26 protein-coding genes are annotated in these 25,245 nt (G+C 67.7%); 14 read left to right on the top strand and 12 right to left on the bottom strand.

Annotated features, from left to right (window positions below; genetic code table 11):
* Nucleotides 1-81: 81 nt before the first annotated feature.
* Nucleotides 82-606: an RNA polymerase sigma factor gene (locus tag O3139_RS05390; protein WP_269515965.1), complete on the bottom strand. Its 525-nt coding sequence runs from the start codon at nucleotides 604-606 to the stop codon at nucleotides 82-84.
* Nucleotides 607-935: 329 nt separating this feature from the next.
* On the opposite strand from O3139_RS05390, the gene O3139_RS05385 reads away from it, so the two are divergent.
* From O3139_RS05385 to O3139_RS05375, 3 genes are all read left to right on the top strand, one after another.
* A complete protein-coding gene (locus O3139_RS05385) occupies nucleotides 936-1,862 on the top strand; it encodes a hypothetical protein (RefSeq protein WP_269515964.1) in 927 nt (308 codons plus the stop codon).
* A 1-nt stretch (nucleotide 1,863) separates the two neighbouring features.
* Nucleotides 1,864-3,027, top strand: a complete 1,164-nt coding sequence (locus O3139_RS05380; RefSeq protein ID WP_269515962.1) for a glycosyltransferase family 4 protein — start codon at nucleotides 1,864-1,866, stop codon at nucleotides 3,025-3,027.
* Nucleotides 3,028-3,125: 98 nt separating this feature from the next.
* A complete protein-coding gene (locus tag O3139_RS05375; protein ID WP_269515961.1) occupies nucleotides 3,126-3,719 on the top strand; it encodes a class I SAM-dependent methyltransferase in 594 nt (197 codons plus the stop codon).
* A 36-nt stretch (nucleotides 3,720-3,755) separates the two neighbouring features.
* On the opposite strand, the gene O3139_RS05370 is transcribed toward O3139_RS05375, so the two are convergent.
* Nucleotides 3,756-4,739 carry an NAD-dependent epimerase/dehydratase family protein gene (locus O3139_RS05370; RefSeq protein ID WP_269515960.1) on the bottom strand — a complete coding sequence of 328 codons (984 nt, stop codon included), beginning with the start codon at nucleotides 4,737-4,739 and terminating at the stop codon, nucleotides 3,756-3,758.
* Between the two features lie 250 nt (nucleotides 4,740-4,989).
* Between O3139_RS05370 and O3139_RS05365 the strand changes: the two genes are divergently transcribed.
* Genes O3139_RS05365 through O3139_RS05350 form a run of 4 tightly spaced genes read left to right on the top strand, consistent with a single transcriptional unit; the run spans nucleotide 4,990 to nucleotide 7,393 of the window.
* Nucleotides 4,990-5,130 (top strand): hypothetical protein, encoded by a 141-nt coding sequence (locus tag O3139_RS05365; protein WP_269515959.1) that lies wholly within the window; start codon nucleotides 4,990-4,992, stop codon nucleotides 5,128-5,130.
* On the top strand, nucleotides 5,127-5,339 hold the full coding sequence (locus O3139_RS05360; protein WP_269515958.1) for a DUF2945 domain-containing protein: 213 nt from the start codon (nucleotides 5,127-5,129) through the stop codon (nucleotides 5,337-5,339). The genes O3139_RS05365 and O3139_RS05360 overlap by 4 nt, the downstream gene beginning before the upstream one ends.
* Before the next feature lie 30 nt (nucleotides 5,340-5,369).
* On the top strand, nucleotides 5,370-6,470 hold the full coding sequence (locus tag O3139_RS05355) for a DUF1176 domain-containing protein (protein ID WP_269515956.1): 1,101 nt from the start codon (nucleotides 5,370-5,372) through the stop codon (nucleotides 6,468-6,470).
* Nucleotides 6,467-7,393 (top strand): NAD(P)/FAD-dependent oxidoreductase, encoded by a 927-nt coding sequence (locus tag O3139_RS05350; protein ID WP_269515955.1) that lies wholly within the window; start codon nucleotides 6,467-6,469, stop codon nucleotides 7,391-7,393. Before O3139_RS05355 ends, O3139_RS05350 begins: the two co-directional genes overlap by 4 nt.
* On the opposite strand, the gene O3139_RS05345 is transcribed toward O3139_RS05350, so the two are convergent.
* Nucleotides 7,381-9,210, bottom strand: coding sequence for a DUF885 domain-containing protein (locus O3139_RS05345; RefSeq protein ID WP_269515953.1), 1,830 nt, complete (start codon nucleotides 9,208-9,210; stop codon nucleotides 7,381-7,383). The genes O3139_RS05350 and O3139_RS05345 overlap by 13 nt on opposite strands.
* A gap of 331 nt (nucleotides 9,211-9,541) precedes the next feature.
* Between O3139_RS05345 and O3139_RS05340 the strand changes: the two genes are divergently transcribed.
* Entirely contained in the window at nucleotides 9,542-10,450 is a 909-nt protein-coding gene (locus O3139_RS05340) for a LysR substrate-binding domain-containing protein (RefSeq protein ID WP_269515952.1), read from the top strand.
* Here the strand turns inward: O3139_RS05340 and O3139_RS05335 are convergent.
* Nucleotides 10,447-10,905, bottom strand: coding sequence for a DUF3617 domain-containing protein (locus O3139_RS05335; RefSeq protein WP_269515951.1), 459 nt, complete (start codon nucleotides 10,903-10,905; stop codon nucleotides 10,447-10,449). The genes O3139_RS05340 and O3139_RS05335 overlap by 4 nt on opposite strands.
* Before the next feature lie 247 nt (nucleotides 10,906-11,152).
* Between O3139_RS05335 and rpmB the strand changes: the two genes are divergently transcribed.
* Nucleotides 11,153-11,449, top strand: coding sequence for a 50S ribosomal protein L28 (gene rpmB, locus O3139_RS05330; protein WP_269515950.1), 297 nt, complete (start codon nucleotides 11,153-11,155; stop codon nucleotides 11,447-11,449).
* A 100-nt stretch (nucleotides 11,450-11,549) separates the two neighbouring features.
* Entirely contained in the window at nucleotides 11,550-13,238 is a 1,689-nt protein-coding gene (locus O3139_RS05325; protein WP_269515949.1) for a M1 family metallopeptidase, read from the top strand.
* A gap of 3 nt (nucleotides 13,239-13,241) precedes the next feature.
* Here O3139_RS05325 and O3139_RS05320 read toward each other — a convergent pair whose 3' ends face one another.
* The 5 genes from O3139_RS05320 to O3139_RS05300 all read right to left on the bottom strand — a co-directional run bounded on the left by O3139_RS05320 (nucleotide 13,242) and on the right by O3139_RS05300 (nucleotide 18,228).
* Nucleotides 13,242-14,042 (bottom strand): transglutaminase-like domain-containing protein, encoded by an 801-nt coding sequence (locus tag O3139_RS05320; protein ID WP_269515948.1) that lies wholly within the window; start codon nucleotides 14,040-14,042, stop codon nucleotides 13,242-13,244.
* Nucleotides 14,043-14,152: 110 nt separating this feature from the next.
* Nucleotides 14,153-16,111: a ferritin-like domain-containing protein gene (locus O3139_RS05315; protein ID WP_269515947.1), complete on the bottom strand. Its 1,959-nt coding sequence runs from the start codon at nucleotides 16,109-16,111 to the stop codon at nucleotides 14,153-14,155.
* A gap of 69 nt (nucleotides 16,112-16,180) precedes the next feature.
* The gene (locus O3139_RS05310; RefSeq protein WP_269515946.1) at nucleotides 16,181-16,741 is read right to left on the bottom strand and encodes an HNH endonuclease; all 561 of its coding nucleotides are present in this window, start codon (nucleotides 16,739-16,741) and stop codon (nucleotides 16,181-16,183) included.
* Nucleotides 16,742-16,870: 129 nt separating this feature from the next.
* The gene (locus tag O3139_RS05305) at nucleotides 16,871-17,539 is read right to left on the bottom strand and encodes a trimeric intracellular cation channel family protein (protein ID WP_269515945.1); all 669 of its coding nucleotides are present in this window, start codon (nucleotides 17,537-17,539) and stop codon (nucleotides 16,871-16,873) included.
* Nucleotides 17,536-18,228: a DNA-3-methyladenine glycosylase family protein gene (locus O3139_RS05300; protein ID WP_269515943.1), complete on the bottom strand. Its 693-nt coding sequence runs from the start codon at nucleotides 18,226-18,228 to the stop codon at nucleotides 17,536-17,538. The genes O3139_RS05305 and O3139_RS05300 overlap by 4 nt, the downstream gene beginning before the upstream one ends.
* 93 nt (nucleotides 18,229-18,321) lie before the next feature.
* Here O3139_RS05300 and gluQRS point away from each other — a divergent pair, with 93 nt between their 5' ends.
* The gene (gluQRS, locus tag O3139_RS05295; protein WP_269515941.1) at nucleotides 18,322-19,170 is read left to right on the top strand and encodes a tRNA glutamyl-Q(34) synthetase GluQRS; all 849 of its coding nucleotides are present in this window, start codon (nucleotides 18,322-18,324) and stop codon (nucleotides 19,168-19,170) included.
* 44 nt (nucleotides 19,171-19,214) lie between these two features.
* Entirely contained in the window at nucleotides 19,215-20,129 is a 915-nt protein-coding gene (locus O3139_RS05290; protein WP_269515940.1) for a DMT family transporter, read from the top strand.
* 31 nt (nucleotides 20,130-20,160) lie between these two features.
* Here O3139_RS05290 and O3139_RS05285 read toward each other — a convergent pair whose 3' ends face one another.
* The 3 genes from O3139_RS05285 to O3139_RS05275 form a co-directional block, all read right to left on the bottom strand.
* A complete protein-coding gene (locus O3139_RS05285; RefSeq protein ID WP_077356590.1) occupies nucleotides 20,161-20,364 on the bottom strand; it encodes a cold-shock protein in 204 nt (67 codons plus the stop codon).
* Between the two features lie 196 nt (nucleotides 20,365-20,560).
* The gene (locus O3139_RS05280) at nucleotides 20,561-21,334 is read right to left on the bottom strand and encodes an extensin family protein (RefSeq protein WP_269515939.1); all 774 of its coding nucleotides are present in this window, start codon (nucleotides 21,332-21,334) and stop codon (nucleotides 20,561-20,563) included.
* 48 nt (nucleotides 21,335-21,382) lie between these two features.
* Nucleotides 21,383-22,528, bottom strand: coding sequence for a serine hydrolase domain-containing protein (locus O3139_RS05275; RefSeq protein WP_269515938.1), 1,146 nt, complete (start codon nucleotides 22,526-22,528; stop codon nucleotides 21,383-21,385).
* 25 nt (nucleotides 22,529-22,553) lie between these two features.
* Between O3139_RS05275 and ppk2 the strand changes: the two genes are divergently transcribed.
* On the top strand, nucleotides 22,554-23,300 hold the full coding sequence (gene ppk2 / locus O3139_RS05270; protein ID WP_269515937.1) for a polyphosphate kinase 2: 747 nt from the start codon (nucleotides 22,554-22,556) through the stop codon (nucleotides 23,298-23,300).
* Between the two features lie 38 nt (nucleotides 23,301-23,338).
* Complete coding sequence (gene uvrC, locus O3139_RS05265; protein ID WP_269516409.1) at nucleotides 23,339-25,237, top strand: excinuclease ABC subunit UvrC; 1,899 nt, start codon at nucleotides 23,339-23,341, stop codon at nucleotides 25,235-25,237.
* Nucleotides 25,238-25,245 lie beyond the last annotated feature (8 nt).

Raw genomic sequence — 25,245 nt, 5'->3', positions numbered from 1 at the left:
TGAGACGGCCGAATGGCGCTCATGGATAGGACGTCGCCGATCGGTGGTGACCTCCACCAAACCCGAAAAATGCGTTCCGGTTCACGATCCGCGCACGCGCGAAAGCGCCCGCAAGGCCTGCATCATGTGTTTTTCGACCGCGCTGCGCGAGATGCCAACGGTCGTGGCCACCTCGGCGTAGCTCAGGCCATCGAACTTGTGCATGCGGAAGATGTTCCGCGTTCGCTCGGGAAGGGTCTCCAATGTCTGCAGAAGGGTATGCAGCGCCTGGCGATCCATCACAGCGGTATCGGCGGCTGGGCTGTCGGCCACGTCATCCGTCCCGTCGGTGTGGTGGGCAACCTGTCGCCAGGCCGTATCCCTGGCCTGCGACCGGCGGACCGACCGCGCACGATCCAGCAACAGATTGGACGCCAGCCGATAGAGAAAGGCGCGCGGCTCTGCGACCGCATAGTCGGGGTCGAGCGAAACGATCTTCAGATACAGGTCCTGCAGCAGATCCTCGATGTCGCTGTCACTGCCGAGGCGCGCGCGCAGGAAACGAGCCAGGGCGTCACGCTGTTCCAGATAGACCGGGATCAGGAAATGCACAGGCTCCGCGGCCAAGTCCTTGGTTCCCTGCCTACGGCCGTGGCCGGCGGATGCACCCGAAGGTGCCGACGGGACGTTAATGGCCCCTGCGCGCAGGGCAGGCAAGTGGTGAAAAGTCGATGAATTTCCGACACTACACGACAGCGTCACCCCGATTGGCGACGATCCCGTGAGGTTCAGCTCCACCGGAGGCGTCTAACCACATGACCGCCAGGCAGGCGGTGGGGGTTCGCCTTTGTGTCACGACCTTCATCTCGATCGGACGATCACACCCTACGTGGACGGAGTTTCGCGCGGTGTATGATCTGTGGCGTTCAGGGTTCGTGCGGCGTTCCGTCCCCAGCATGATCGACACGCCGCCGCGGCCGGACGAGATCGTCTGGCTGCCCGACGACCCGACCGGCTTTCGTTATGTGGCCGATCCGTTCGCGATCGTGCGCGACCACCGGCTGACCGTCTTCGTCGAGGCCTTCGACTACCGGGATCGGCGCGGCGAGATTCACTATTTCCAGTATGATGCCGACGATCGGCTGATCGATCAGGGGTTGGCGCTGGCCGAGCCGTTTCACCTGTCCTATCCCGGGCTGGTCGTCGACGGCGATGAGCTGTTCATGCTGCCGGAAGGGCACAAGAGCGGGGCGCTGCATCTTTACCGATGCATCCGTTTTCCCGACCGGTGGGAACGCCTGCCCGAGCCTGTGCTAAGGGCTCCGGCTATCGATGCCTCGGTGGTTCGCCACGGCGACCGGTGGTGGATGTTCTATGCCCTGCCCGGCCCGGGCGACCGGGCGATGCGAGAGCTGCACGTCGCCCATGCAGAGGTCCTGACCGGACCCTGGATCCAGCACGCCGCCAATCCGGTCGCCCGGGGCTTCGCGCAGGGTCGCCCCGGCGGCACCGCGTTCGAGATCGACGGGCGGCTTCACCTGCCGATCCAGGACTGCTCCAGCACCTATGGTGCAGCGATCGACCTGCTGCGGATCGACACCCTGACGCCTGACGTGTTCGGGGCGACGGTCATTCGGCGGTTCGAGCCCGGGCATCTCCTGGCCGGCTATGGTAACGGCCTGCACACGCTCTCGGGCGATGACACCGTAACCTGCATCGACGTCAAATCCATCCGGACATCGCCGGCCGAAGGCTGGATCAAGGCCCAGTACAAGGTTCGTCGCCTCCTGGGCCTCACCCGGCCGCGGCGGCGTCCCGTGACCGACGCGGCCACGCCGCGCCCGCAGCGCGCGGCCCCCGCCCGGTCCATGGGACTATCCTGATATGCGCGTCGCCGTCGTCATGCCCCGTGGCTGCTCCATGTCGGCCGACAAGCCCAACTCGATGGAGACCGTGGCCCGGACCCTGGCCGAAAGCAGCCGCTGGAAGGGATCGCTGAAGATCATCTGCGACGAGGGCAGCAACCCCGTTCCCCATCTCGATCTGATGACCGTGCCGGCCGACCTGGGGCGCAAGGCTCGCACCGAGGCCGTCGCCCGCGCGATCGAGGCCTTCGATCCCGAGATCATCGAATACCATCAGCAATTGGGTCCTGCCGAAGCCCTCGCGCGCCGGTGCCCGCACCGCATCCATGTCCTTCACCGTCATACCCGGATCAAGCCACCGTCGAACCGGATCGAACGCCTTCGCTATCGCCACCGCCTTGCAGCGTTCGACCGGCTCATCTTCGTCAGTACCGCGGCCGAGCGCGAGTTCGCGGCGGACTATCCGACACTGGCCGAACGGGCGTCGGTCATCTTCAATCCCCTGGACATGGCGGATTGGCACCAGCCGGTCGGCAAGCGCGACAGGCTGATCATGTTTTCCGGCCGTGCCATGGCGGACAAGGGCCTGGATACATTCTGTGGAAGTCTGGCCCGGGTTCTGGACGAACGGCAGGACTGGCGAGGCGCCCTGTTGCTGGCCGACTGGGACCGTCATGCCGATTGGGCCTCGCCCCATATAGAGGCGCTGTCGCGGTTCGGCGACCGCATAGAGATCCACACATCGGCCGAAATGGAGCTCGTTCGGTCAGTGACGCGGCGCGCCGCCATCGCCGTGACCCCGTCGCGCGTGGCGGAGGCGCTGGGTTTGACGGCCCTGGAAGCGCACGCGGCGGGGGCGGCCTTGATTTCTTCCGGCAGGGGCGGCCTGGCCGAGGCCAGCGGGGATCACGCTCTCTATTGCGATCCCGACGATGTGGCCGGAATGGCAGAGGCCATGCGATCCCTGGTGGATCAACCGCAGCTACGTCTGCGAATGACCCGCGCGGCGCAGGCGCGCGTGCAAAAGGTGTATGCGCCGGGTCTGTGGTCGTCGCGGCTGGACGACCTGCGCGACGGCCTTGTTGACCGCACCATGACGATCGGCCCGGGTCGGCCGCCGTCATGGCACCAGGTCATGACCCGGATGTTCGCCGGCCCCCGGGAACCGCGCGTCGCAAGCTGATCCCGTAACCCCGGTCTGTAACGACCGACACCCTCCCCGCGTGGCCCGTGACGTTTGGTCTTGAACCGGGCCCCGTGACGGGAGCAAGGACATCGGCCATGCCGCCCTTTCTGGCCAGACTGTTTTTCGGCGACAAGGCCGCCCGGCGGATGCGGTCGCGCGGAGCGAACGCCATCGTCGCCCTGCCGGATCGGGTGCTGATGGCCGAAGCCTACATTCCCGCCTTCGCCGCCGACGGCGGCCGCATCCTGGCATTGGGTGTCCGCGCCTATAATCTGGAGGACCATGCGCCCCTGCAGGCGCAGGGGGCCGAGCTGTGGACCACAGATATCGATCCCCGCGCCGCGCGATGGGGCGTGACCGGGCGGCACCGGACCGGCGACGCCTGCGACCTGGACAAGGTGTTCGGCGACCTGACGTTCGACGCAGTCCTGTGCAACGGGGTGCTGGGTCATGGCGTCGATACTCCTGAACAGCAGAAGCGTACGCTGGACGGTATCGCGGCCATCCTGCGCCCCGGCGGACGGCTGCTGCTGGGCTGGAACACGGGCCGGATCGACGATCCTCTGGCCGCCGGGCTCGCGACGCCGGCCTTCCGACCCGAGCCCTATGCCGGACAGGACGCCAGGGTCACGTTCGACTCCGTCGATCACGTCTATGACCTGATGGTGCGTACCGACGCGCCCGCCTGACGGGTCGGTCGGTGACCGCGGCGACCGGGGCCTTGCTCAGGACCGGGTACCGTTCCGGCCGTTCCATCCGCGCCACCACTCCACGAAGCGGGGCAGACCCTCGGCGAGGTCGATCCTGGGCGCATAGCCGGTCATGGCGTTCAGCTTGGTGATATCGGCATAGGTGGCGGTCACGTCGCCGGGCTGCATCGGCCGCATGATCTTGACAGCCTCGCGGCCGAGCGCCCGTTCCAGCGTCGAGATCATATCCATCAGCCCGACAGGCCTCGAGTCTCCGATGTTGTAGATCTCGTGTCCGCCGGCCGCCGGGGGATTGTCCAGAACGCCCAGCACGCCGTCCACGATATCGTCGATATAGGTGAAGTCGCGCGCCATCTGGCCCTCGCCATAGACCTCGATCGGCTCGCCTCGCATGATCTTCTCGGTAAAGCCGAAATAGGCCATGTCGGGTCTGCCCATCGGTCCGTACACGGTAAAGAACCGCAATCCCGACTGGGGAAACCCGTAGAGCGTCGCATAGCTCTGGCTCAGCAGCTCGCACGAACGTTTGGTGGCAGCATAAAGCGACACCGGCGATACGGTCGGATCGTCCTCCCGAAATCCGGCGCCATCCAATGGCCGGTCGCCATAGACGGAACTGGACGACGCATAGACCAGATGATCGACGCCGGCGTGTCGACAGGCCTCCAGGATTGAGAGATGGCCCGCCAGGTTCGATCGTTCATAGGCGAACGGATTGTCGATGGAATACCGGACACCGGCCTGGGCGGCGAGATGAACCACCTGTCTGACCCCGTGCCCGCCGATCAGATCGGCCATGGCCCGGGGTTCGGCGATGTCGGCCTCGACCATGCGGAACGCGGCGCGCGATGCCAGATGCTCCGCCCGAAGCCGCTTCAGCTGGGGGTCGTAGTAGGCATTGAAGTTATCGACCCCGATCACATCTTCGCCCAGATCCAGCAAACGCTGGGCAACGTGCATGCCGATGAAACCTGCGGCACCCGTGACGACAACCGTCATCGATCTTTCCCTGTACTGGCAGTCCCGAGCGACCGGGTCGTTGGGTGCCTAATCCCAAATCGCCGCCGGCGCGAGCCTGCAGCGTCATCGCGCGCGACGGCGTCCGCTGTCGCGCTTCGCTACACGCCTGTGCGATCGATGACGGCGACATCGGGACGATCCGGTCCAATAGCCGACGAATCGGGAGAGAATCCTGTGGCTGGATCTTCGGCAGGGCTGAACCCCACCTTCGGATGCGTGTTCTATCACCATGACCGATTCAAAAGCCCGCGACACCGAGGCCTTGATCCAGCAGTGGATCATGGCGTTCTGCGAAATGCCCGTTCTGATCGATCCCGAGCTGATGCGCGTCGTGCTGAAAAGCCACTCGAACGCGGGCAGCAGACCATGACCGACAGGACGTTCAAGGCGGGCGAGACCGTCGCCTGGGACCATAGCCAGGGGACGACCACGGGAAAGGTTGTGCGCAAGCTGACCTCGCCCACGACGATCAAGTCGCACAAGGTTGCGGCGTCAGAGGATAACCCCGAATATCTTGTCGAAAGCACCAGGACCGGTGCCAGGGCGGCGCACAGGCCGTCGGAACTGCGCAAGGCCTGACACGACGTCATCGCCTTGGTGGAGGGCAAGATGCGGCTTACAGCGCTGTTTTTGATGGCGATCACCCTTGCGGCCTGCGGCGACGGCCAGGCGGCCCAAAGTGCCGGGACTCAACAGGGGCCAACCGAGAGACCTGGCGCGACCCCCTCGGCCCCCCAGCCGGGAGAACGGACGTTCCGCGACTGGTATGTTGTCTGCAACAACGCAAACGCCTGCTACGCCTTCGGCCATGCGACCGAGGGCACCGCCTGGGTGCGGGTCGCCATGCCTGCCGGCCCCGACGGAAAGCCGGACATCGTCCTCGGCTTCTGGCCAGAGAACGGCGCATTCTCCGGCGCTGTCACGGCACAGGTGGCGGGCACCGGCGTCGTGGCGGCGACCGACCCGGTGGGCGATGACGACGACTATCCGGTCGCCCTGGTTCGCGCCCCACAGGTCGAGGCCTTGATCGCCACCATGACCCAGGGCGAGGCCATGACCTTGAAAGCCGGTGGCGAGACCGTTTCCATATCGCTCAGCGGTGCTGCGGCCTCACTGCTGTGGATCGACGAGCGCCAGGGTCGGCTGGGCACCACGACAGCCCTGATCCGCAAGGGCGACCGACCGCCGTCCACGGTGCCGTCGGCCCCTGCCCTCCCGGTCGTCAATCCTGCCGCCGCGGTGGCACAAGGGCGCTACGGAGATCAGGAAGGTCAGGCGTTGCCGACCACGATCGAGGAACTGCCCGACGTGGTCCAGTGCCGCGCCGACACCGACTTCAATCCGGACCTCCAGGCCGCCATCGTCTCGGCCCGACTGGATGCCGATACCGTCCTGTGGGGCGTGCCCTGCGGAGCCGGGGCCTATAATTTCTCGAATGCCTATTTCACGACCCGCCCGGACGGCAGCAACCCGCGCCGCCTGACCTTCCCCAGCACCGGGGAACCGCTGGATCTGCTGGTCAATGCTTCCTACGATCCGGTCACGCGGGTGATCGATGCCTTCGACAAGGGCCGGGGCCTGGGCGACTGCGGCACGGCATCCAGCTGGACCTGGACCGACCGGGGCTTCGTTCTGAAGACAAGCAGCGGCATGTCCGACTGCAATGGCGTACCCAGCGAATACTGGCCGACCTTCTGGGTCACCCGGTGAGTCAACCGACGGCCGACGTCGACGTCCTGATCGTCGGGGCCGGCCCGGCCGGGCTGACGGCGGCGACCTATCTGGGTCGGTTCCGGCGCAACGTGCTGGTGGCGGACGGAGGCCAGCCGCGCGCCGGCTGGATTCCTGTCAGCCACAACATGCCGGGCTTTCCGGCCGGGATCACGGGCGACGCCATCCTGGCCCGGATGCGCGAGCAGACGCTGGAATACGGCGCCGCCGTCGAGGCCGGCCGGGTCGAGGTCCTGACCCAGGCCGACGGCCTGTTCCATGCGACCCTCAACGGTCGAACCGTCACGGCACGGGCGGTCCTGATGGCGACCGGCGTGGTGGACAACCACCCCGACCTGCCGGGGGTGGAGCAGGCGATCGAGCGGGCCCTTGTGCGCATCTGTCCGATCTGCGACGGCTTCGAGGCGTCCGATCAGCGGATCGCCGTCATTGGCGACAGCGACATGGGCGTGCGCGAGGCGGCCTTCCTGCGCGGATACTCCGACCGGGTGACCCTGATCCACACCGGCGCGCCGGACGCCCTGACCGAGAGGGCCGCGCTGGAGCGGCTGGGCATCGCCCTGGTGGAGACGGCGATCGAGAACGTCCGGCTGGAGGGCGACCGCGTCACCGCCCTGTGCTGGAACGGCCAGTACAGCGCCTTCGATACCGTCTATTCGGCGCTTGGCACGGTGGCCAATGCCGAACTGCTTTCCGCCGTCGGCGCGCGTCTTTGCGCGGAGGACGGCCGGGTCGAGACCGACCTGCACCAGCGGACGAGCATCCCCGGCCTGTATGCCGCCGGGGACGTCGTGCGCGGTCTGAACCAGATCGCGGTGGCGACAGCCGAGGCCGCGGTCGCCGCCACCGACATTCATAACGCCCTGCGGCGTGCGGAAGGCCGGACCGTTCAGGCGGTCTGAGCCGCCATCCACTCCGTCATGACACGGTCCAGAACGGTCAGGGGCACGCCCCCGGTATTCATGCCCGCATCGTGGAAGCTCTTGATGTCGAACCGGTCGCCCAGCGTGGTCTGGGCGCGGTTACGCAGTTCGACCCATTTGTTGTGACCCAGCTTGTAGGAGCAGGCCTGACCCGGCCAGACGCAGTAGCGCTCGATTTCCGTCGTCACGGCCGTGGGTGAATCGCCCAGCGCCGTGGTCATGAACTCGATCGCGCGCTCGCGGCTCCAGCGCTTGGCGTGCATGCCGCTGTCCACGACCAGACGGGTCGCGCGGAACATGGCGGACTGGATGTAGCCGATCTTGCCGATGGGATCGGTCTCGTACATCCCCATCTCGTCGGCCAGCTGTTCAGCATACAGCGCCCAGCCCTCCGAATAGGCCGAGAAGCCCAGAACCTTCATCAGCAAGGGCGTGTTGGCCTTTTCCTGGGCCAGGCTGATCTGATGGTGATGGCCGGGCACTGCCTCGTGGTAGGTCAGGGTCGGCAACTGCCATTTGGGCCATTCCGACGTGTCGCGCAGGTTGATGTAATAGGCCCCCGGTCGCGACCCATCCAGCGACGGCGCGTTGTAATAGCCACCGGGCGCACCCGCCTCGATGGCCTTGGGCACCCGCCGGATCTCGACGCCGGAGGTCGGCAGCCGGCCGAAATACTCGGGCATGCGACGGCGCACCTCGATGACCTGGGCGTTGAGGTCGGCCAGCAGGGTCTCCTTGGCCTCGTCGGTGTTGGGGTAAAGGTACTGCGGGTCGTCGCCGAGGGCCGCGATCCGCTCGCCGACCGTCCCCTGGGTCATGCCCTGCTCTCGCAAGAGGACGTCGGCGCGCGCGGTCAGTTCGGCCAGCTGGTCCAGACCGATCCGGTGGATCTCGTCGCCGCTGAGGGTCGTCGTGGTGTAGCTCTTGATGCCGTAGTCGTAGAAGGCCTCGCCCTCGGGCAACCGCCAGACGCCGGCCTCGTGGGTCGCCCCGGCCTGCCGGGCCTTCAACGCGTCGGCCTGACGGGCCAGGGCGGGGAAGACCGCATCGTTGACGATGGCCTCGGCCCGGCTGCCCCAGTCGCCGGCGATTCCCTTCCCGGCCGTGCGGCGAACGATGGACTGGACGAGGGTCGTGGCCGCCGCACCCGGCTGCATCGTGGCATTCATCTGGGTCAGGGTGCGCTCGATCACGAAGTCCGGCGGCACGGCCCCGGCCGCAAAATCGCGCTGCATCCGCGCTGTTTCCTGATCCAGCGCCGTGGCGAAGGCCGAGACCCGGCTGAGGTACGCCTCGGCGTCCTCGGCCGTCTCGATGGAATGCTGGCTGTCCAGAAAATCGGGGATCGACTGATACGAACCCGTCAGCTGGCTGATCGTATAGGGCGAGGGTCCGAACCCGCCACCGCCATAGCCGAAGCCAAAGCCCTCGATCGCCGTGTCGCCGAAGAATTCCAGCGTGTCGAAATAGACCTTCTCATCGGCGTTCAGCGCGGCGCGATCGACGGCCTTGAGGTCGACGATATGGGCGCGGAACCGGACCTGATCCGCCTCGACCTTGGCTTGGGACCGGTCGTCCAGCTTCGCCTTCATCGCCGCGTTCGGTCCCTTGTCGAATCCGAGCTGGGTCAGAAGTTCGGGCGACGTCAGCAGAGTCTCCTGAACGATGGTGTCCATCACCGCCTTCAGCGCGGCAGAGGCCGTGGCCGCAGCCTGGGGACGGGCGATTGCCTGGCCGGTCGCCATCAGACTGGCCCCGGCGGCGGCGGTGAACATCAGGCGGCGACGGTCGATCATGGCGGCTACTCCCAATAAGCCGGCGCATTGGCCACCAACCTTGGACCGCCCACAAGATGCGCTGGATTACAAAACCGTTAGACCGGCCGCTCGCACACGGCCCGCGGCGTCGCACAGCCGGCGCGGCGTCTGCGAACCCTGAGCGTCCCCAGGCTGAGCCAGGCCAGCTCGTCCAGAACGGCCTTGAGCCAGCCGAATACAGGTTCCTTATGAGTCCGATGTGATTCTTCCATGTGCCGATCCTGCCGATTCACATTTGCTCATTGGACTGTCGGCTTGACAGCGGCACCTGACAAACCAGTAGTAGGCTATCAATGCCCTGGGTGAACTTATGTCTGATCCCCTGTCCGGCCTGCCGCTGTCCTCGATCCGGGTGTTCGAGGCCGCAGCGCGCCTGAACAGCTTCACCCGCGCGGCGGAGGAACTGGGCATGACCCAGGCGGCAGTCAGCTGGCAGATCAAGGCGCTGGAGACCCGACTGGGGATCAGCCTGTTCCGCCGCCTGCCCCGCGAGGTACGCCCGACCGAGCCGGGCGAGCGGCTGTCGCGTGCGGCGACCGAGGCCATGACCTTGCTGCGCCGTGCCTTCGCCGAGGTGACCGAGCAGGATCAAGGCGTCCTGACCATCACCACCCTGACCACCCTGGCGACCCAGTGGCTGGCTCCCCGGCTCGGTGCATTCCAGCTGGCCAATCCGGGCCTGGCCGTGCGGCTGGACACCAGTCCGCGCATGATGGACCTGGCACGTGAGAATGTGGACATCGCCCTGCGCGTCGGGGACGGCGACTGGCCGGGTGTGGAATCGGCCCTGCTGATGCCCAGCGTCTTCACCCCCCTGTGCAGCCCGGCCCTGTGCGCGAACCTGCGGCTGACCTCACCGTCCGACCTGCTCGGTGCCCCGCGCGTGGGCGATGAAAAGGAATGGGCCGCCTGGTTCGCCTGCGCCGGGGTCGAGACGACGACGACACCCGCATCCCGGCTGCAGGCCGACATCCAGGGACTGGAGGTGGCGGCGGCCCTGGGTGGCCAGGGGGTGGCGCTGGGCTCCCCCATCCTGTTCGCGCGCGAGATCGCGGCCGGTCTGCTGATCCGGCCATTCACCCGGACCGTCACCCTGTCCAAGGGTTACTGGATCGCCTGGCCAGAGGACCGGCGGCGCTCGCCCAAGATCGCGCGTTTCCGCGACTGGCTGCTGGCCGAGGCCGCCGCCGATCCGGCCATCGCCGCTGCCGCCGCCTAGAAGTATTCGGCGTTGGCCGGGCAGACGGCCGAAAGCCGGTGAGCCGTGATGCTGGCTGGCAGATAAGGTGTGCCGCGTGCCAGCTGCGCGCCACCCGAGAAGCGGAAGCTCTCGGCCTGGTAGGGGCCGCGCAGGCGGACGTTCACCCGGCGTCCGCGCGGGTCGGTGCAGGTCCCCTCGAAGCGAGCATTGCCGTTGCCGACCTCGCGCGTCGGATACACGCAGCGCCAGCGGCGCGTGGACAGGCCGCCGAAGAAGCGGTTGATCTCGCTGGGGCGCACGCATTTCTGTTCGGTGCTGCGGATGCCCACGGCATTGGTCGTGTATTCCCAGTATCCCGGCAGGACCTCGCTGGTCGGGGCCTGGGCCGACGACGGCGCGGCCAGCATAACGACACCGGCCACGGCGGGCGCAGCGACGGCGAGGGTACGAAGGACGAAGCGAGGCAGAGTCATCGGCGATCTCTCGTTCGGGCTGTCGCGAAGGGCTGACGCATGGACCCGCATAGCTGAAGCATTGGAATTTGGCGATTGAACGACGCATGAACGACGCCGTCAGCCCCGGTTTCATGCCTGCCAGCCTTGACGGCGCGCGATCGCTTCCTCTATACGGCCCCCTCTCGCGCGGGGAGCCACCCCGCGCGCATTTGTTTCATGCGTCCCCCATGCTTCGGAGTGGACGCCGTGCCCTAAGGATCTGACGATGTCACGTCGTTGCGAACTCACCGGTATCGGCCCGATGGTCGGTAATCTGGTCAGCCACTCGAATGTGAAGACCAAGCGCCGGTTCCTGCCGTCGCTGAAGAAGGTCAAGCTGGCGTCGGAAGCCCTGGGCCAGACCTACACGCTGCGCATCTCGAACGCCGCGCTGCGCACCCTCGACTTCAAGGGCGGCCTCGATCCCTTCATCGTCAAGGCCGACGACGAGAAGCTGTCGGTCGCGGCCCAGCGCATCAAGCGTCAGGTCAAGGCCAAGCTGGCCGAGCTGGCCGCCGCCTGATTATCGACGACTAGCGATTTCGGGAGAGGCCGGTGGAAACACCGGCCTTTTTCAATTCCGGCACACCGCGTAGGTTCGACCCCCGTTCCGAGGAGTCCCGATGCGAGCCGCCCTGTCCGTTCTTGCCGCGAGTTTGCTGGCCACCTCGGCCAACGCCCAGGACACGCCGCCCCGCGAATCCACCGCCTTCACCCTGCGGACCGACCAGCCGCGAACGGTGGAACAGGAAGCCCTGCGCATCGACCTGGCCGACCTGTCGATCAAGGTCCTTCCGGCCGACAGGGCGATCGACGCCGTCGCCGAGCTGACCTTCAGCGCGACCGCCCCCGTCGCCCGGCTGGTGGTCGAACTGGACACCCTGTTCACCGTCTCGGCCGTGTCGGTTGACGGCCAGCCGGCCGAATGGACCAACCCCGAGGGCCGCATGACCGTCGCCCTGCCCCGGACGCTGGCAGCGGGCGAAACGACGACCCTGCGGATCGCCTATGCCGGCAAGCCCCGCGTGGCGCCGAATGCGCCGTGGGACGGAGGCTTCGTCTGGTCCACCGCGCCAACGGGCGAACCCTGGATCGCCACCGCCATCCAGGGCGAGGGCTGCGATCTGCTGTGGCCCTGCATCGACAGCCCCCTGGCCGAGCCCGGCCGGGTCGATCTGCACATCACCGTGCCGACCGGCCTGTCGGCTCCGTCGAACGGCCGTTTCCTGGGCGCTCAGGATCACGGCGACGGCTGGACGACCTGGAACTGGTCCGCCGCCCACCCCAACACCTATGCGATCGCCCTGAACATCGGGCCGTATGTGGAGCTGCGCGCCGACTATCGCAGCCGTTTCGGCAACACCTTCCCGATGCAGTACTGGTATCTGAAGTCCGACGATCCGGCGCAGGCGGCCGCCCTGTTCGCCGAGTTTCCCAAGCAGCTGGACTTCTACGAGGCCACCGTCGGCCCCTTCCCCTTCGGCGACGAGAAGATGGGCGTGGTCGAGACCCCGCACCTGGGCATGGAGCACCAGACGATCAATGCCTATGGCAACGGCTACAGGCTGGATGGCCGCGGTTATGACTGGCTTTTGCAGCACGAGCTGTCGCACGAGTGGTTCGGCAACCAGCTGACCAACGCCAACGCCGACGACATGTGGCTGCACGAGGGGCTGGGCAGCTATATGCAGCCACTGTACGGCCGCTGGCTGCATGGCGATCGCTACATGCAGACCGAACTGGCGAAGCTTCAGCAGGACCTGCGCAACCAGTTTCCCGTCGTCTCGGGCACGTTCAAGAGCGAGGACGAGGTCTACAAGGGCGAAACCGGGCCGGGCAACGACATCTATTTCAAGGGCGCGCTGGTCGCCCACTCGCTGCGGATGCTGATCGGCGATGCGGCCTTCCATCGGGCGATCACGACCCTCGTCTATGGCCGGCACGATCCGGCACCCGGCAACTTCACCACCGTCTATCGCTCGACGCCCGACTTCCTGCGGATCGTCAACGAGGTGACGGGTGGCGACTATGGCTGGTTCTTCCGGGGCTACCTGTACAACGCCGCCCTGCCGGACCTGGCCGCGACGCGCGAGGGCGACACCCTGACCCTGTCATGGACCACCGGCGATGGCGGGGTCTTCCCCATGCCGGTGGAGATCGAGATCGACGGTATGGTCCAGACCGTGCCGATGGCCGACGGGCGAGGGTCGATCCCCGTCCCGGCCGGAGCCCATGTCCTGATCGACCCCGCCAACAAGGTCCTGCGGCGGCTGGACTTCATCGAGACCTGGCGCGCCCGACCGGGACGGTAGGCCTCAGGCGGCCTTGAGGCCGTCGGCATCCTCGGCCACGGCGGTAATGGACTGGCGTACCAGCTCGCAGGTGCCCTGGGTGGACAGGAAGGCGATGTCGGCGGCGTCGCGACCGCAGGCGATCCGCACCAGCCCCTCGATCGGGGCGAGGCCCGTCGGATCGACCAGCCACCAGCCGTTCGACAGCCAGACCTCGAAGATGGCGTGGAAGTCCGGCGGGCTCAGCTGATGGGCGAAGGCGCTGACGGCGCGCGCCGGAATGCCCGAGGCCCGACACAGGGTAATGCCCATGTGGGTAAAGTCGCGGCACACCCCGGCACGGTCGATGAAGGTGCGCGACGCGGTCGTCTCCGAATCCGAGACTCCGGCCTCGTAGTCGATGTTCTCGGTGATCCAGCCCAGGATCGCCAGCACCCGCTCGCCGCCCGAGGTGTCGCCGAACTGGCGCTCCGCAAAGCGTCCGAACTGGTCAGACGGGCAGTACCGGCTCGGCCACAGATAGGTCAGGACCTCGGCCGGCAGGTCGTTCCAGTCGTGCTGGGTCGCGCCCGGCGGCAGGCCCATCAGGGTGCCGTTGTCGACAACCGCCTCATAGGCGACGGCCACCTCGCCCGACAGGCGTGCGCGCAGGGTTCGGGCACCGAAGTCCGCGTCTTCGTCCTCGTGGAAATCCTGGGGCGGGTTGGTGACCAGCCGCTCCTCGATCACGGTCTGACCCGGCCAGTGCGCGACCTGAATCTTGTAGATCGCATCGGTCGGCGGATCGAAGCGATAGACCAGTTCAGCGCGGACGCGGATCTTCATGGAGGTCCTTGGAAAGCAGGGCGAAGAGGGCAACGCCGGGCGCTGCGCTCCGTTCCGGGAGCGCGGTCTAGCAGGTTTTGGGGCCACCGGAAGCGGGGAGCGGCACAGGATCAGGTGGCGCTGCTGAACCCGATCCTGCGGTGCGTCCCGTCGCAGAACGGCTTGGTCGCCGACCCGCCGCAGCGGCACAGCCTGGCGCGCGTCACGCGATCTACCGTCCGCCCGGTCCCGGCGCAGATTTCCAGATTTCCGCTGACCACCAGGGGCCCGTCGCGCTCGGGCTCGATGACCAGCATCCCGCCCCGCTCGGCCAGAGGCTGGGACGGCCGCGTCTCCGGCTCGCCCGTCGCCTGAAAGGCGATGGCATTATGGCTGCCGTCGCAGAAGGGCTTGTTCTTCGACGCGCCGCACCGGCACAGGGTGGCGCGATATCCGACCCGTTCCCCGTCCAGCACCATGTCCGCTCGAAGCCCGAGCGGGCCGTTCTCGCGCAGTTGCACCAGGTTGACCTTCGGCGCGGGCTCGTCCTCGCCGCCGTCCTTGCGCCGATACTGGATCGCGCCCGACGGACACATGTGGGCGACGGTGACCAGGCCCTCGGTCGAGGCAGCGTCCGGATGGATCCACGGCCCCTCCACATTGGCCTGAAACACGCCGGGCTGGCCCAGGACGCAGTGACGGGCGTGGATGCAGCGCGTCGCCGAGAAATGCAGGTCCAGCGTCGCGCCCTCGATCACCTCCGACCCGTCGGCCTGGGCGATGGGAACGGGTGCGGCGCCGCCGGGCTTCGGCTGCGGGGCCTCCGCTGTGGCGACCGGTGCCGCGCCGTCGGCCACTATCAGGCCCCGCAGCGTCGCCGCGAACCGCTCGACCGTCGGGGCGACGGTGGACAGGGCCGGATCGCTCGAGGCGAGGGTCGTCGCCCGGGCCCCGATCTCCTCCAGCCGCTCCACCAGGGCCTGAAAGGCGGAAGGGCCTGTCGAGAGCGCGGCCCCGGACCTCAGTGTGGCGAAGCTCATGCCCGCGTGACAGTCGGCCTGTTCGGCGTTGGCCGGCAACTGAGTCAGCCGCGAGGCGACGGGACTGACCAGTCCCATCAGGCCGATCGCCACATCCACGAGTGCCCTCTGGCGATCCACATCCACCCCGGACCAGGCCAGGGACAGGCACCGAAGGCTGTGGTTGTACAGGGCGTTGCCGAGGTCCAGCGTGCTCGCCGCCGGTTCGGCATCCACCCAGACCCGACCGTCCGGAATGGGCGGGCGGCGCATGACCGGATTGTGGGCGGCGGGCCGTCCGGGACGGAAATCGGGCCGTTTGGCCAGCAGGGCGCTGTATTCCTCGCGCACGGCCTTGAACCGATAGAAATGGGAGTCGGCTCGGTCCGCGTCGGACCCCTCCCCCTGGACCACGATCGCCTCGATGGCCGCCAGCGCCGTCTTCAGGCAGCGCACTTCTGTCAGATTGGCCATCGACAGAACGGCCGGGCCGATCTGGTGCGCCGGATCGCCGATGAAGATGGCCGCCTCGCCCCGCTCCTCGACCGCCGCGGTCAACAGGGCCGAGATGGCGGCATAAAACTCGCCCACCGTCGCATAATCCCGCGCGGCCGGCATCAACCGGCCCGTGATTGTGGGCCGTACGTAGCTGCCCGCATCGAACCCGGCCCCGTCGATCAGGTCCGACCCTTCCGGCCGTTCCAGGAAGATGAAGTGGTCGAGCGTTTCCATGTTGAATGGTGTCAGCCGCACCACGACGCCGGCGGGATGATAGCCGGGCGCGATCGGGAAGTTGGGCCGCAGGAAATGCGGCGGGGCCCCCAGGCTGGACAGGATGTTGGTGACGATGGCCAGGTGCGCCATCTCGTCGATGGCGACGTCCAGAATGGCACCGCGCCAGCGCGTGATGGCGGCCAGTTCCTCCGCTGTGACGTCCTCGTCCACGCCCTGCTTCAGGCTGAACAGGGCATAGAGGTAGCAGCACATCAGATTGTGCTCGACCTCGGCGGCCTCCTGCAGCAGGCCCCATAGCTGTTCGCGGGTGGGCGATTGCGCCTGGGTTTCCGACATCGACAGGCCTCCGCGATACGAACAGTCAAGCTAGGCGACGGGCCGCGATCCGCAAGGCCATCGCGCCGCTCAGGGCTCCAGCTCGATGTCCCAGTACAGGTAGTCCAGCCAGCTCTGGTGCAGATAGTGCGGCGGGAACCGGCGGCCGGCGTCCTGCAACTGATAGGCGTTCGGTCGATGCGGCGCGCGCCGCACGGGCATTTGCGCCTGCTGCGGGGTGCGGCCACCCTTCTTCAGATTGCAGGGCGAGCAGGCGGCGACGATGTTTTCCCAGGTCGTACGCCCGCCCCGGCTGCGCGGAATGACGTGATCGAAGGTCAGCTCTGCGGTGTCACCGCAATACTGGCAGGTGAAGCCGTCACGCAGGAAAACGTTGAAGCGGGTGAAGGCCGGGGCGCGGTTCTGGTCGACGTAGGACTTCAGCGCGATCACGCTGGGGATCGCCATCTCCATCGACGGGCTGCGCACGACCTTGTCGTAGACGGACACGACATCGACGCGGTCCTGATAGACGGCCTTCACGGCCTCTTCCCACGGCCAGAGCGACAGCGGGTAGTAGGACAGCGGGCGAAAATCGGCGTTCAGCACCAGGGCCGGAAAGCCGGACGGCGGCTTGTGGAGCACCTGCATCAGGCCCTCCCGCTCACGCCGGACTGGATCGAGGAAATAGGACTGAAGACGTCGCTCCTTCTCTCTGGTGCCTCCAGCCTATCCCCGATTCGTGTGCGCCGCCATGACGGGCTTGCATCGGTTTCGTGACTAGCCCTTTCGCACCAGACCTCCGGGAAAGCCCGGCTGGGCCCAGCCCCAGATCAACGCCCCGCCGCGCAGAAGGAAGCCGGCGGGTGCCGCGATGGCCGCGGCGGGCCAGTTGTCCAGCCCGAGAAGCCGCGCCACGACGTAGACGGTGGCCGCCAGCAGGGCCGCCGAGACCGTGATCTCTCGCCGCAGCAGGATCGACGGCTGGCCGGCCAGGATGTCGCGCACGATCCCGCCGAAACAGGCTGTCAGCGCCCCCATGACGATGCAGATCAGCGGCGGGACGCCGAACGCCTCGGCCTTGGCCGCGCCCAGAACGCCATAGGCACCCAGCCCGATCGCATCCAGCCACAGCAACGCCCGAAACCGCCAGGCCCCGGCCCCGATGATCCAGACGACCGCCGCGCTGGCCAGACAGACGGCGATATAGCGCCAGTCCTGGACCCAGAAGACAGGTGCGTCGATCAGCAGGTCGCGCAGGGTCCCACCGCCGACGCCCGTGATGGCGGCGAAGAATCCGAAGGTGACGAGGTCATGCTTCTCTCGCGCGGCGGCCAGCGCCCCCGTCGCCGCGAACACCGCCACGCCTGCGAAGTCGAGCGCGCCCAGCACCGTTTCGGGATGCGCCAGGGCCGGTGTCAGCAGCGTCGGATCGACCAGGGTCGTCATGCGGGATCACCCGGCGCGATCTCGCCCTTCTTCACGCCGGTGTACCAAGCCCACAGCAGGTGGGTGGCCACCCCGCGCCACGGCCGCCAGACCTCGGCCCGGGCATAGGCCCCCTTCGTATCGGGCCGGGTCTCGGTGCCGTCGGCCCATTTAATGGCCTCCTGCAGGGCCACGTCGCCGCCGGGGAAGACATCGGTCCGTCCCTCGCACAGCAACAGATAGGCCTCGGCCGTCCAGAGTCCCACGCCCTTCAGCGCGACCAGCGCCTCGATCGCCGAGGCATCGTCCAGTGTGGCCAGATGCTCCAGATCGATGGTGCCATCCATCTGGGCCCTTGCCATACCCTGGCCATAGGTCGCCTTCTGCCGCGACAGGCCCATGCCGCGAAGACTGTCCAGATCGTGAGCCAGCAGGTTGGCCGGCGTGATATCGCCCAGACCCGCCTGCAGCCGCGCCCAGACGGAGGCCGCCGAGGCCACCGACACCTGCTGCTCCACGATCATGCGGAACAGGCCGACGAATCCGGCCTGACGCACCCGCCATTCAAACGGCGGTGTCAGGGCATGGGCGCGGGCCAGGGCCGGGTCGAGCCGGGCCAGGGTCTCGCGCGCGGCGGCCAATTCGTCGGGCGTGATGGGCATGACGTCCTTGTCGACAAGCGCGGCCGTGGAACGGTAGCGTCCGGCCATGCCCAGTCTGGACGATCTCGCCGCTCCGATCACCCCCGCGTCTGCCCCTTCGGACGACAGCAGCCGAAAACCGCCGGAACCTTGCGCCCGACAATGAGCTTCGTCACCCGCTTCGCCCCCTCCCCCACCGGGCTTCTGCACCGCGGCCACGCCTATTCGGCCCTGACGGCCTGGACGGCTGCAAGGGAGGCGGGCGGACGGTTCCTGCTGCGGATCGAGGACACCGACTTCACCCGGTGTCGGCCGGAATATGAGACCGCCCTGCTGGAGGACCTGGCCTGGCTGGGCCTCAACTGGGAAGGCCCGATCCGGCGGCAGTCGGATCATCGCGCGGCCTATGACGCGGCGCTGGAGCGGCTGCGGGGTCAGGGCGTGCTGTATCGCTGCTTCCGGACGCGAAAGGAGCTGATGGCCCTGGCCGGCGTCGCGCCCCATGACGACGATCCCGCCGATGCCCATGCCTCTGCCGGGGGACCGCTGGATCCGGGCGAGGAGGCCGAACGACTGGCAGCCGGCCAACCCTTCGCCTGGCGGCTGTCGCTGGCGGCGGCGCGGGCGCGGCTGGGCGGGTTCGAAGCCCTGACCTGGGTCGAGGAAACGGCCGATCCGGGCACCCGGACCGCCCGGCCAGAGGCGCTGGGCGACATGGTCCTGGGGCGAAAGGACATCGGCGCAGGCTATGTCATCGCCTCGGTCGTCGACGACGCGCTGCAGGGCGTGACCCATGTGGTGCGGGGCGAGGACCTGATCCCCGCGACCTCGGTCCAGCGCCTGCTCCAGGCCCTGCTGGGCCTGCCTACCCCGGTCTATCGCCACCACCCCCTCCTGCTGGGCCCGGACGGAAAACGCTATGCCAAACGGGACGGATCGGTAACGATCATGGCCCTGCGCGAGGCGGGCGTGACGGCGGAAGAGCTGAGGGCGGAGCTGGGGTTCGTGTAGCTTTCCCTCTCCCGGCGGGAGAGGGGACACGCTAGTGACCCTGCATGACGACGCCCGCCCCCCGATTGATTCCGCTGCTGGTCGTCCTGGTGTCCGCCAGCATCCTGGGGCTGGCCCCCATTCTCGTTCGGCTGACCGAGACCGGCCCGGCGGCGGCAGGGTTCTGGCGGTTCATGTTCGCCTTGCCGCTGCTGGTCCTGATCCTGTCCCGGCCGGGCGGCGAGGGCATCGCCCGGCCGTCGAAATGGATGCTGCTGGCGGGGCTGTTCTTTTCGCTGGACCTCAGCTTCTGGCACTATGGGATCGTCATGACCTCGGTCGCCAATGCCACGGTGCTGTGCAACCTGACGCCCGTCGTCGTGACCCTGATCGGCTGGCTGTTCTTCAAGGAGACGCCCGCCCGGCTGTTCCTCCTGGCGCTGGCCCTGGCCATGGCGGGGGCCTTTGCCATGGCGGCCGCCGCCGAGGGCGGACAGGGCACCCATCCGATCCTGGGCGACATCCTCTCGCTGACGGTATCGTTCTGGTACGCGGGCTATTTCCTGATGGTGAAGCAGGCGCGGACCACGGCGGGAGCGCTGCGGGTCACCTTCTGGGCGACGCTGGCCGGGCTGCCGCTGATGGGCGGGGTGGCGCTGCTGCTGGGCGAGGACATGATCCCGGCGACGGCGGCGGGCTGGGCCGCCTGCGTGGCCATGGGGCTGATGCATGTGGCGGGCCAGGGCGGTGTCGCCTGGGCCCTGGGACGTCTGCCGGCCTCGATCACGGCGGTGACCATTCTGATCCAGCCGCTGGTCGCCGCAGGGCTCAGCTGGCTGATCTTCGGCGAGACCCTGGCTCCAGTTCAGGCCCTGGGCGGCGCGCTGGTCCTGTGCGCGATCGTGCTGGCGCAGTGGTCAGCCGCCATGGGGGCCAGAACGAAAACGGGCGCGGCACCCGAAGGTCCCGCGCCCGCCTGATGGTCGTCCAGCGACCCCGATCCCGGAAGGATCAGAGCAGCTTCAGATCGACGGCCGAGGTCTTGCCGCGCTGGGATTCCAGCTCGTAGGACACCTTGGCATTTTCATCGAGGCCCGTCAGGCCAGCCTTCTGGACGGCGGTGATGTGAACGAACACATCTGCGCCGCCGCTTTCCGGCTGGATGAAGCCGAAGCCTTTCGTGGGGTTGAACCACTTGACCGTACCGGTCGCCATTGTTGCGTCTCCATAAACGCGCTTTTCCAGGCGGACGCCCTTACGAGGGGGCCCGACAACCCATCTGGACAGCTCGTTCAGTCGAAGGAGCGAAACGCAGGTTTGGACCCCACGCGAAATCCGGATTGCGCGCCTGTTTTCTCGCGGAGTGAAGGCGCGGTCAACCCGAAACGATTCGCCGTCAAGGCGAGCGTGGCTAACGCGGTCCGGTCACGCAGAGCGACCGGGGGGCGCCGTCCAGGTGCAGGTGGTTTCTGTGCGCCGCGTTGTAGTCGGGCGTCAGGACGGTCGAGAACACCCGGCAGGCCCCGTCGCGCAGCCGCTTTAGGAAGACCGAACCCGCCGCGCCCTGCGGGCCGTCGCCGCTCCAGTCCGCCTCCACCGACACCGTGCGCCCGTCCGCCAGGGTGATCGAGGCCACGTCCAGGGCATTGGCCCGCGCATGCTCGCTGGGCCGGTCGGCGACGTCGGTCGAGCCATAGATCCGGCGGCAGGCATAGGTGCCGTAGTTGTTCACCGCCACGGCGCGCGAGCCATAGACCGACCGCGCTGCGGGCTGCAGCGTCTGGCGGTCCCAGATCACATAGCGGACCGCCAGCGGGCACTGCATGGTCAGGCCACCGGGCTTCAGCGGGGTGACCGCCCCGCCCGTGATGGTGACGGCACCGCGCACCTGACAGAAGCCGCCGTCGTCGCGGTCCCCGGCGCGCCGCACCCCGACGCCGGCATCGCGCAGGGTCTGGATGCAGGCAGCGGTCGCGCCCTCGATTTCCTCCGGTGCTGCGCCGGGCGCGACCACGAAATCGGCGACCTTGGCCGCCGTTGCCTGACCCACCGGCCGGTCCAGATCCAGCGGCTTCCAGAACAGGTCCTGGGGCGGGGCGAAGGCGTTCAGCAGCGCGAAGACGGCGCACACGCCGAGCATCGCCTCCCACATCAGGTTCCAGAAGTCGGCGAAGTCTCGCTTCATGCCCCCGCAACATGAGGCACCCGGGGTCGATCCGCCAGACGCGATCCGTCAGGTCGCCCGGATCAATCCGGGGATCAGGGCCTGACAGGCGGCCCGACCTGCCTCGCCGTCATTGGAGACCGCGACGAAGGCGCGCTGCGTTCCCGGCGCGACCCAGGCGGAGACATACCACATAGTGTTGGACCCATCGTGGGTCAGGGCCGGGCCGTCGGCCCAGGGCTGGCCCTCGACGACCATCCAGCCACCGGCATAGGGCGGCTGCCCGCTGCCCATCGGACGCATCAGCCGCGCCCGGCTTTCCGCGGACAGCCAGTCGCCCGCGTCGTTCAGGAAGACACTCAGGAACCGGCCATAGTCGGCCAGGGTCATGTGGGCGGTTCCGGCTGGCCCGATGGCGAGGGGATTGTCGGAGCCGGGACCGGCCGGATCGACCGGCCGACGGGCACGGTGTCCCCACGGCTGAGCCCCGGTCGGTGCGCCGAAGCCACCGCTTTCGATCCCCAGCGGCTGGAACAGCTCGCTCCCCATCACCTGTTCCCAGGCCTCGCCGGTGATGCGCTCGATCACCGCGCCGAGGAGCACATAGTTGCCGTTGGCATAGGCGAAGGTGCCGGGCGTGCCTGCCGGGGGTACGGCAAGGAAGGCCTCGACCAGGGCACGGCGCTTGTCCGGCAGGGTACGCGGATCGTCCCGCGCCGTCATCAGCCAGGTCATGCCCATGGCGGTCTGATCGCTCAATCCCGCGACATGGCCCATCACGGCCGTGATCGGCACATCGCGCCAGGCCGGATCCATGGCGACGCCCGGCAGCAGCGACGACAGGGTCGCGTCCCAGCGAGCCTGGCCCTGATCCACCAGCCGTCCATAGACGGCCGCGGTCATGGCCTTGGTGTTGGAGCCCAGATGCCACCGGTCGCCGGCCGTCGCCGGGTCGGTGCCTCTGGCCCGTCGCAGCCCCTTCGCGCCGGTCCAGATCGCGCCCTGCGGCCCCACGACCATGCCGCCCAGCGCCGGGGCGGCACCGGCCGCGAACGCCTGATCGAGCGCGGCATCCCAACCGGCGGCGTCGGCGCGCGCGACCCCGGCCGGCAGCACGATCAGGGAGCCGGTGGCAGCGAGGAGATGTCTTCGGTTCAGCATGTTGACCGACAGCTTCTGACGCCGCCCCTCGACGTGCCAGTTAAATAACCGCAACGTGAAGGCTCACTGAGAGCGACCAATGGGCAAGATCAAGGACTACGACGAACAGCTGGAGGCGCTCCAGGTCGAGCTGGTCGCGACCCAGGCCTGGGCCATCGAACAGGGGCTGAAGGTCCTGATCGTGTTCGAGGGGCGGGACGCCGCGGGCAAGGACGGGGCGATCAAGAGGATCACCGAATACCTGTCACCCCGCCAGACCCGGGTCGTCGCCCTGTCCAAGCCGACCGAGCGCGAGACCGGCCAGTGGTATTTCCAGCGTTATGCCCCCCATCTGCCGGGCACCGGTGAGATCGTCCTGTTCAACAGGTCCTGGTACAACCGCGCGGGCGTCGAGCCGGTCATGGGGTTCTGCACCCCGGCGCAATACGAGCAGTTCCTGAACGATGCGCCGCATTTCGAGCGGATGCTGACCGGATCGGGCATGGTCCTGATCAAGTTCTGGCTCGACATCAGTCGTGACGAACAGGCCAAGCGGCTGGAAGAACGGACCTCCGACCCGTTGAAGCGATTCAAGGTCTCGGCGCTCGACGCCGAGGCGCAGAAACGCTGGAGCGACTATTCCAGGGCCCGGGACCGGATGCTGGAAGAGACCGGCGCGCCCCATTCCGAATGGACGGTGGTGGCCACCGACGACAAGAAGGCGGCGCGGCTGAACATCATCCGCCATATCCTGCACCGCGTCTGTCGCCCCGGGGCAAAGGTCGACCGGCCTGACAAGGACGTCCTGTTCCCCGCGCAGAAGGCGAAGGGTCGACTGCAGCCCTGAGGCTTCGCTCCGGCGGGCGAAGGCCTATATTGGCGGCGATGACCCCGGAGACCCCTGCCCCCGATTCGCCGGCCATGCCGCTTGTCGCCGCCGAATTGATCCGCGACGAGGCCAGGCGCGCGCCGGACAAGCCGGGCGTCTATCGCATGTATGGCGAGGACGGGACCTGCCTGTATGTCGGCAAGGCGCGCTCCATCAAGAAGCGCATCCTGCAGTATGCCCAGGGGCGGTTCCATACCCAGCGCATCGGCCTGATGGTCTCGCTGACCCGGTCGATGGAGCTGGTGGTCACGGCGTCGGAGACCGAGGCGCTGCTGCTGGAATCCAACTTCATCAAGAAGCTGAAGCCCCGCTTCAACGTGGTCCTGCGCGACGACAAGTCGTTCGCCGAACTGATGATCCGCAAGGACCACCGCGCCCCGCAGGTCCGCAAGCATCGCGGATCGCACACGACGCCGGGTGACTATTTCGGCCCTTTCGCCTCGACCTGGGCGGTGAACCGGACGCTGAACACCTTGCAGAAGGCCTTCCTGCTGCGGTCCTGCTCGGACAGCGTCTACGAGACCCGGACGCGGCCGTGCATGCTGCATCAGATCAAGCGCTGCTCGGCCCCGTGTACCGGCCTGATCTCGCTGGAGGACTATGGCGACCTGGTCGAGGAGGCGTCGCTGTTCCTGCGCGGCAAGTCGCGCGCCGTCATCGGCCGGCTGTCGGACGAGATGACCGCGGCGGCCGAGGCCATGGACTTCGAACAGGCCGCCCGGGTCCGCGACCGCATCCGCGCCCTGTCCGCCATCACCATGGAGAATTCGGTCAGCGCCGACAGCGTGGCCGAGGCCGACGTCTTCGCCCTGTTCAGCGAGGGTGGCCAGGCCTGCGTGCAGGTCTTCTTCTATCGCGGGGGCCAGAACTGGGGCGGCAGGGCCTATTTCCCGCGCGTGGACAAGTCCGACACCGACGCCGAGATTCTGTCGGCCTTTCTCGGCCAGTTCTACGAGGACAAGCCGGTTCCGCGCCTGATCCTTTCGAGCGTCGTGCCGTTCGAGAAGGAGTTGCTGGAAGAGGCCTTTTCGATGAAGGCGCGGGAGGCGGACGGCCGCCGCGTCGTCGCGATCGAACGGCCGATGCGAGGCGACAAGCGGTCCCTCGTCGATCATGCCCACACCAACGCCCGCGAGGCGCTGGGTCGCAAGATGGCCGAGGGTTCGGCCCAGGGCAAAATCCTGGATGAGGTCTGCGAGGCCTTCGGGCTGGAGAGCCGCCCCGAGCGGATCGAGGTCTATGACAATGCCCACATCCAGGGCACGAACGCGGTCGGCGGCATGATCGTCGCCGGGCCCGAGGGCTTCCAGAAGTCTCAATATCGCAAGTTCAACATCAAGGGGATCGACCTCACCCCGGGCGACGACTACGGCATGATGCGCGAGGTCATGCGCCGTCGCTTCGGCCGTCTGGTCAAGGACGAGGAGGAAGGCGTCGAGGAGGTCATCCGCCCGGACCTGCTGCTGATCGACGGCGGTGCCGGGCAGCTGGCCGAGGTCCAGGCGGTGCTGGCCGACCTCGGGCTCGACGACATTCTGGCGGTCGGCGTGGCCAAGGGGCCGGATCGGGACGCGGGGATGGAGCGGTTCTTCGTCCCCGGCAAGCCGCCCTTCATGCTGCCGCTGAAATCGCCGGCCCTCTACTATATCCAGCGGCTCCGCGACGAGGCCCACCGTTTCGCCAACGGGGCCCACCGCACCCGCCGCTCGATGGACATCAAGAAGAACCCGCTCGACGAGATCGAGGGTGTGGGGCCCGGCCGAAAGAAGGCCCTGCTGCACGCCTTCGGCTCCGCCAAGGGCGTGGGCCGTGCCGCCGTCGTCGATCTGGAAAAGGTCGACGGCATCAACCGTGCCCTCGCCGAACGGATACACGGCTTCTTCCGGAAATCCTGAGAGCGGCC

The organism is Brevundimonas subvibrioides (assembly GCF_027271155.1).
GTDB lineage: Bacteria > Pseudomonadota > Alphaproteobacteria > Caulobacterales > Caulobacteraceae > Brevundimonas > Brevundimonas subvibrioides_D.
Note: the sequence above shows the minus strand (reverse complement) of the source record. Positions and strands in the feature narration are given on the sequence as shown.

What these genes read in the sequence shown, in the direction of transcription:
- O3139_RS05385 (WP_269515964.1), top strand. Translation starts at nt 936, where the DNA reads ATGATCGACACGCCGCCGCGGCCGGACGAGATCGTCTGGCTGCCCGAC.
- O3139_RS05380 (WP_269515962.1), top strand. Translation starts at nt 1,864, where the DNA reads ATGCGCGTCGCCGTCGTCATGCCCCGTGGCTGCTCCATGTCGGCCGAC.
- O3139_RS05375 (WP_269515961.1), top strand. Translation starts at nt 3,126, where the DNA reads ATGCCGCCCTTTCTGGCCAGACTGTTTTTCGGCGACAAGGCCGCCCGG.
- O3139_RS05370 (WP_269515960.1), bottom strand. Translation starts at nt 4,739, where the DNA reads ATGACGGTTGTCGTCACGGGTGCCGCAGGTTTCATCGGCATGCACGTT.
- O3139_RS05365 (WP_269515959.1), top strand. Translation starts at nt 4,990, where the DNA reads ATGACCGATTCAAAAGCCCGCGACACCGAGGCCTTGATCCAGCAGTGG.
- O3139_RS05360 (WP_269515958.1), top strand. Translation starts at nt 5,127, where the DNA reads ATGACCGACAGGACGTTCAAGGCGGGCGAGACCGTCGCCTGGGACCAT.
- O3139_RS05355 (WP_269515956.1), top strand. Translation starts at nt 5,370, where the DNA reads ATGCGGCTTACAGCGCTGTTTTTGATGGCGATCACCCTTGCGGCCTGC.
- O3139_RS05345 (WP_269515953.1), bottom strand. Translation starts at nt 9,210, where the DNA reads ATGATCGACCGTCGCCGCCTGATGTTCACCGCCGCCGCCGGGGCCAGT.
- O3139_RS05340 (WP_269515952.1), top strand. Translation starts at nt 9,542, where the DNA reads ATGTCTGATCCCCTGTCCGGCCTGCCGCTGTCCTCGATCCGGGTGTTC.
- O3139_RS05335 (WP_269515951.1), bottom strand. Translation starts at nt 10,905, where the DNA reads ATGACTCTGCCTCGCTTCGTCCTTCGTACCCTCGCCGTCGCTGCGCCC.
- rpmB (WP_269515950.1), top strand. Translation starts at nt 11,153, where the DNA reads ATGTCACGTCGTTGCGAACTCACCGGTATCGGCCCGATGGTCGGTAAT.
- O3139_RS05325 (WP_269515949.1), top strand. Translation starts at nt 11,550, where the DNA reads ATGCGAGCCGCCCTGTCCGTTCTTGCCGCGAGTTTGCTGGCCACCTCG.
- O3139_RS05320 (WP_269515948.1), bottom strand. Translation starts at nt 14,042, where the DNA reads ATGAAGATCCGCGTCCGCGCTGAACTGGTCTATCGCTTCGATCCGCCG.
- O3139_RS05315 (WP_269515947.1), bottom strand. Translation starts at nt 16,111, where the DNA reads ATGTCGGAAACCCAGGCGCAATCGCCCACCCGCGAACAGCTATGGGGC.
- O3139_RS05310 (WP_269515946.1), bottom strand. Translation starts at nt 16,741, where the DNA reads ATGCAGGTGCTCCACAAGCCGCCGTCCGGCTTTCCGGCCCTGGTGCTG.
- O3139_RS05305 (WP_269515945.1), bottom strand. Translation starts at nt 17,539, where the DNA reads ATGACGACCCTGGTCGATCCGACGCTGCTGACACCGGCCCTGGCGCAT.
- O3139_RS05300 (WP_269515943.1), bottom strand. Translation starts at nt 18,228, where the DNA reads ATGGCCGGACGCTACCGTTCCACGGCCGCGCTTGTCGACAAGGACGTC.
- gluQRS (WP_269515941.1), top strand. Translation starts at nt 18,322, where the DNA reads ATGAGCTTCGTCACCCGCTTCGCCCCCTCCCCCACCGGGCTTCTGCAC.
- O3139_RS05290 (WP_269515940.1), top strand. Translation starts at nt 19,215, where the DNA reads ATGACGACGCCCGCCCCCCGATTGATTCCGCTGCTGGTCGTCCTGGTG.
- O3139_RS05285 (WP_077356590.1), bottom strand. Translation starts at nt 20,364, where the DNA reads ATGGCGACCGGTACGGTCAAGTGGTTCAACCCCACGAAAGGCTTCGGC.
- O3139_RS05280 (WP_269515939.1), bottom strand. Translation starts at nt 21,334, where the DNA reads ATGAAGCGAGACTTCGCCGACTTCTGGAACCTGATGTGGGAGGCGATG.
- ppk2 (WP_269515937.1), top strand. Translation starts at nt 22,554, where the DNA reads ATGGGCAAGATCAAGGACTACGACGAACAGCTGGAGGCGCTCCAGGTC.
- uvrC (WP_269516409.1), top strand. Translation starts at nt 23,339, where the DNA reads ATGACCCCGGAGACCCCTGCCCCCGATTCGCCGGCCATGCCGCTTGTC.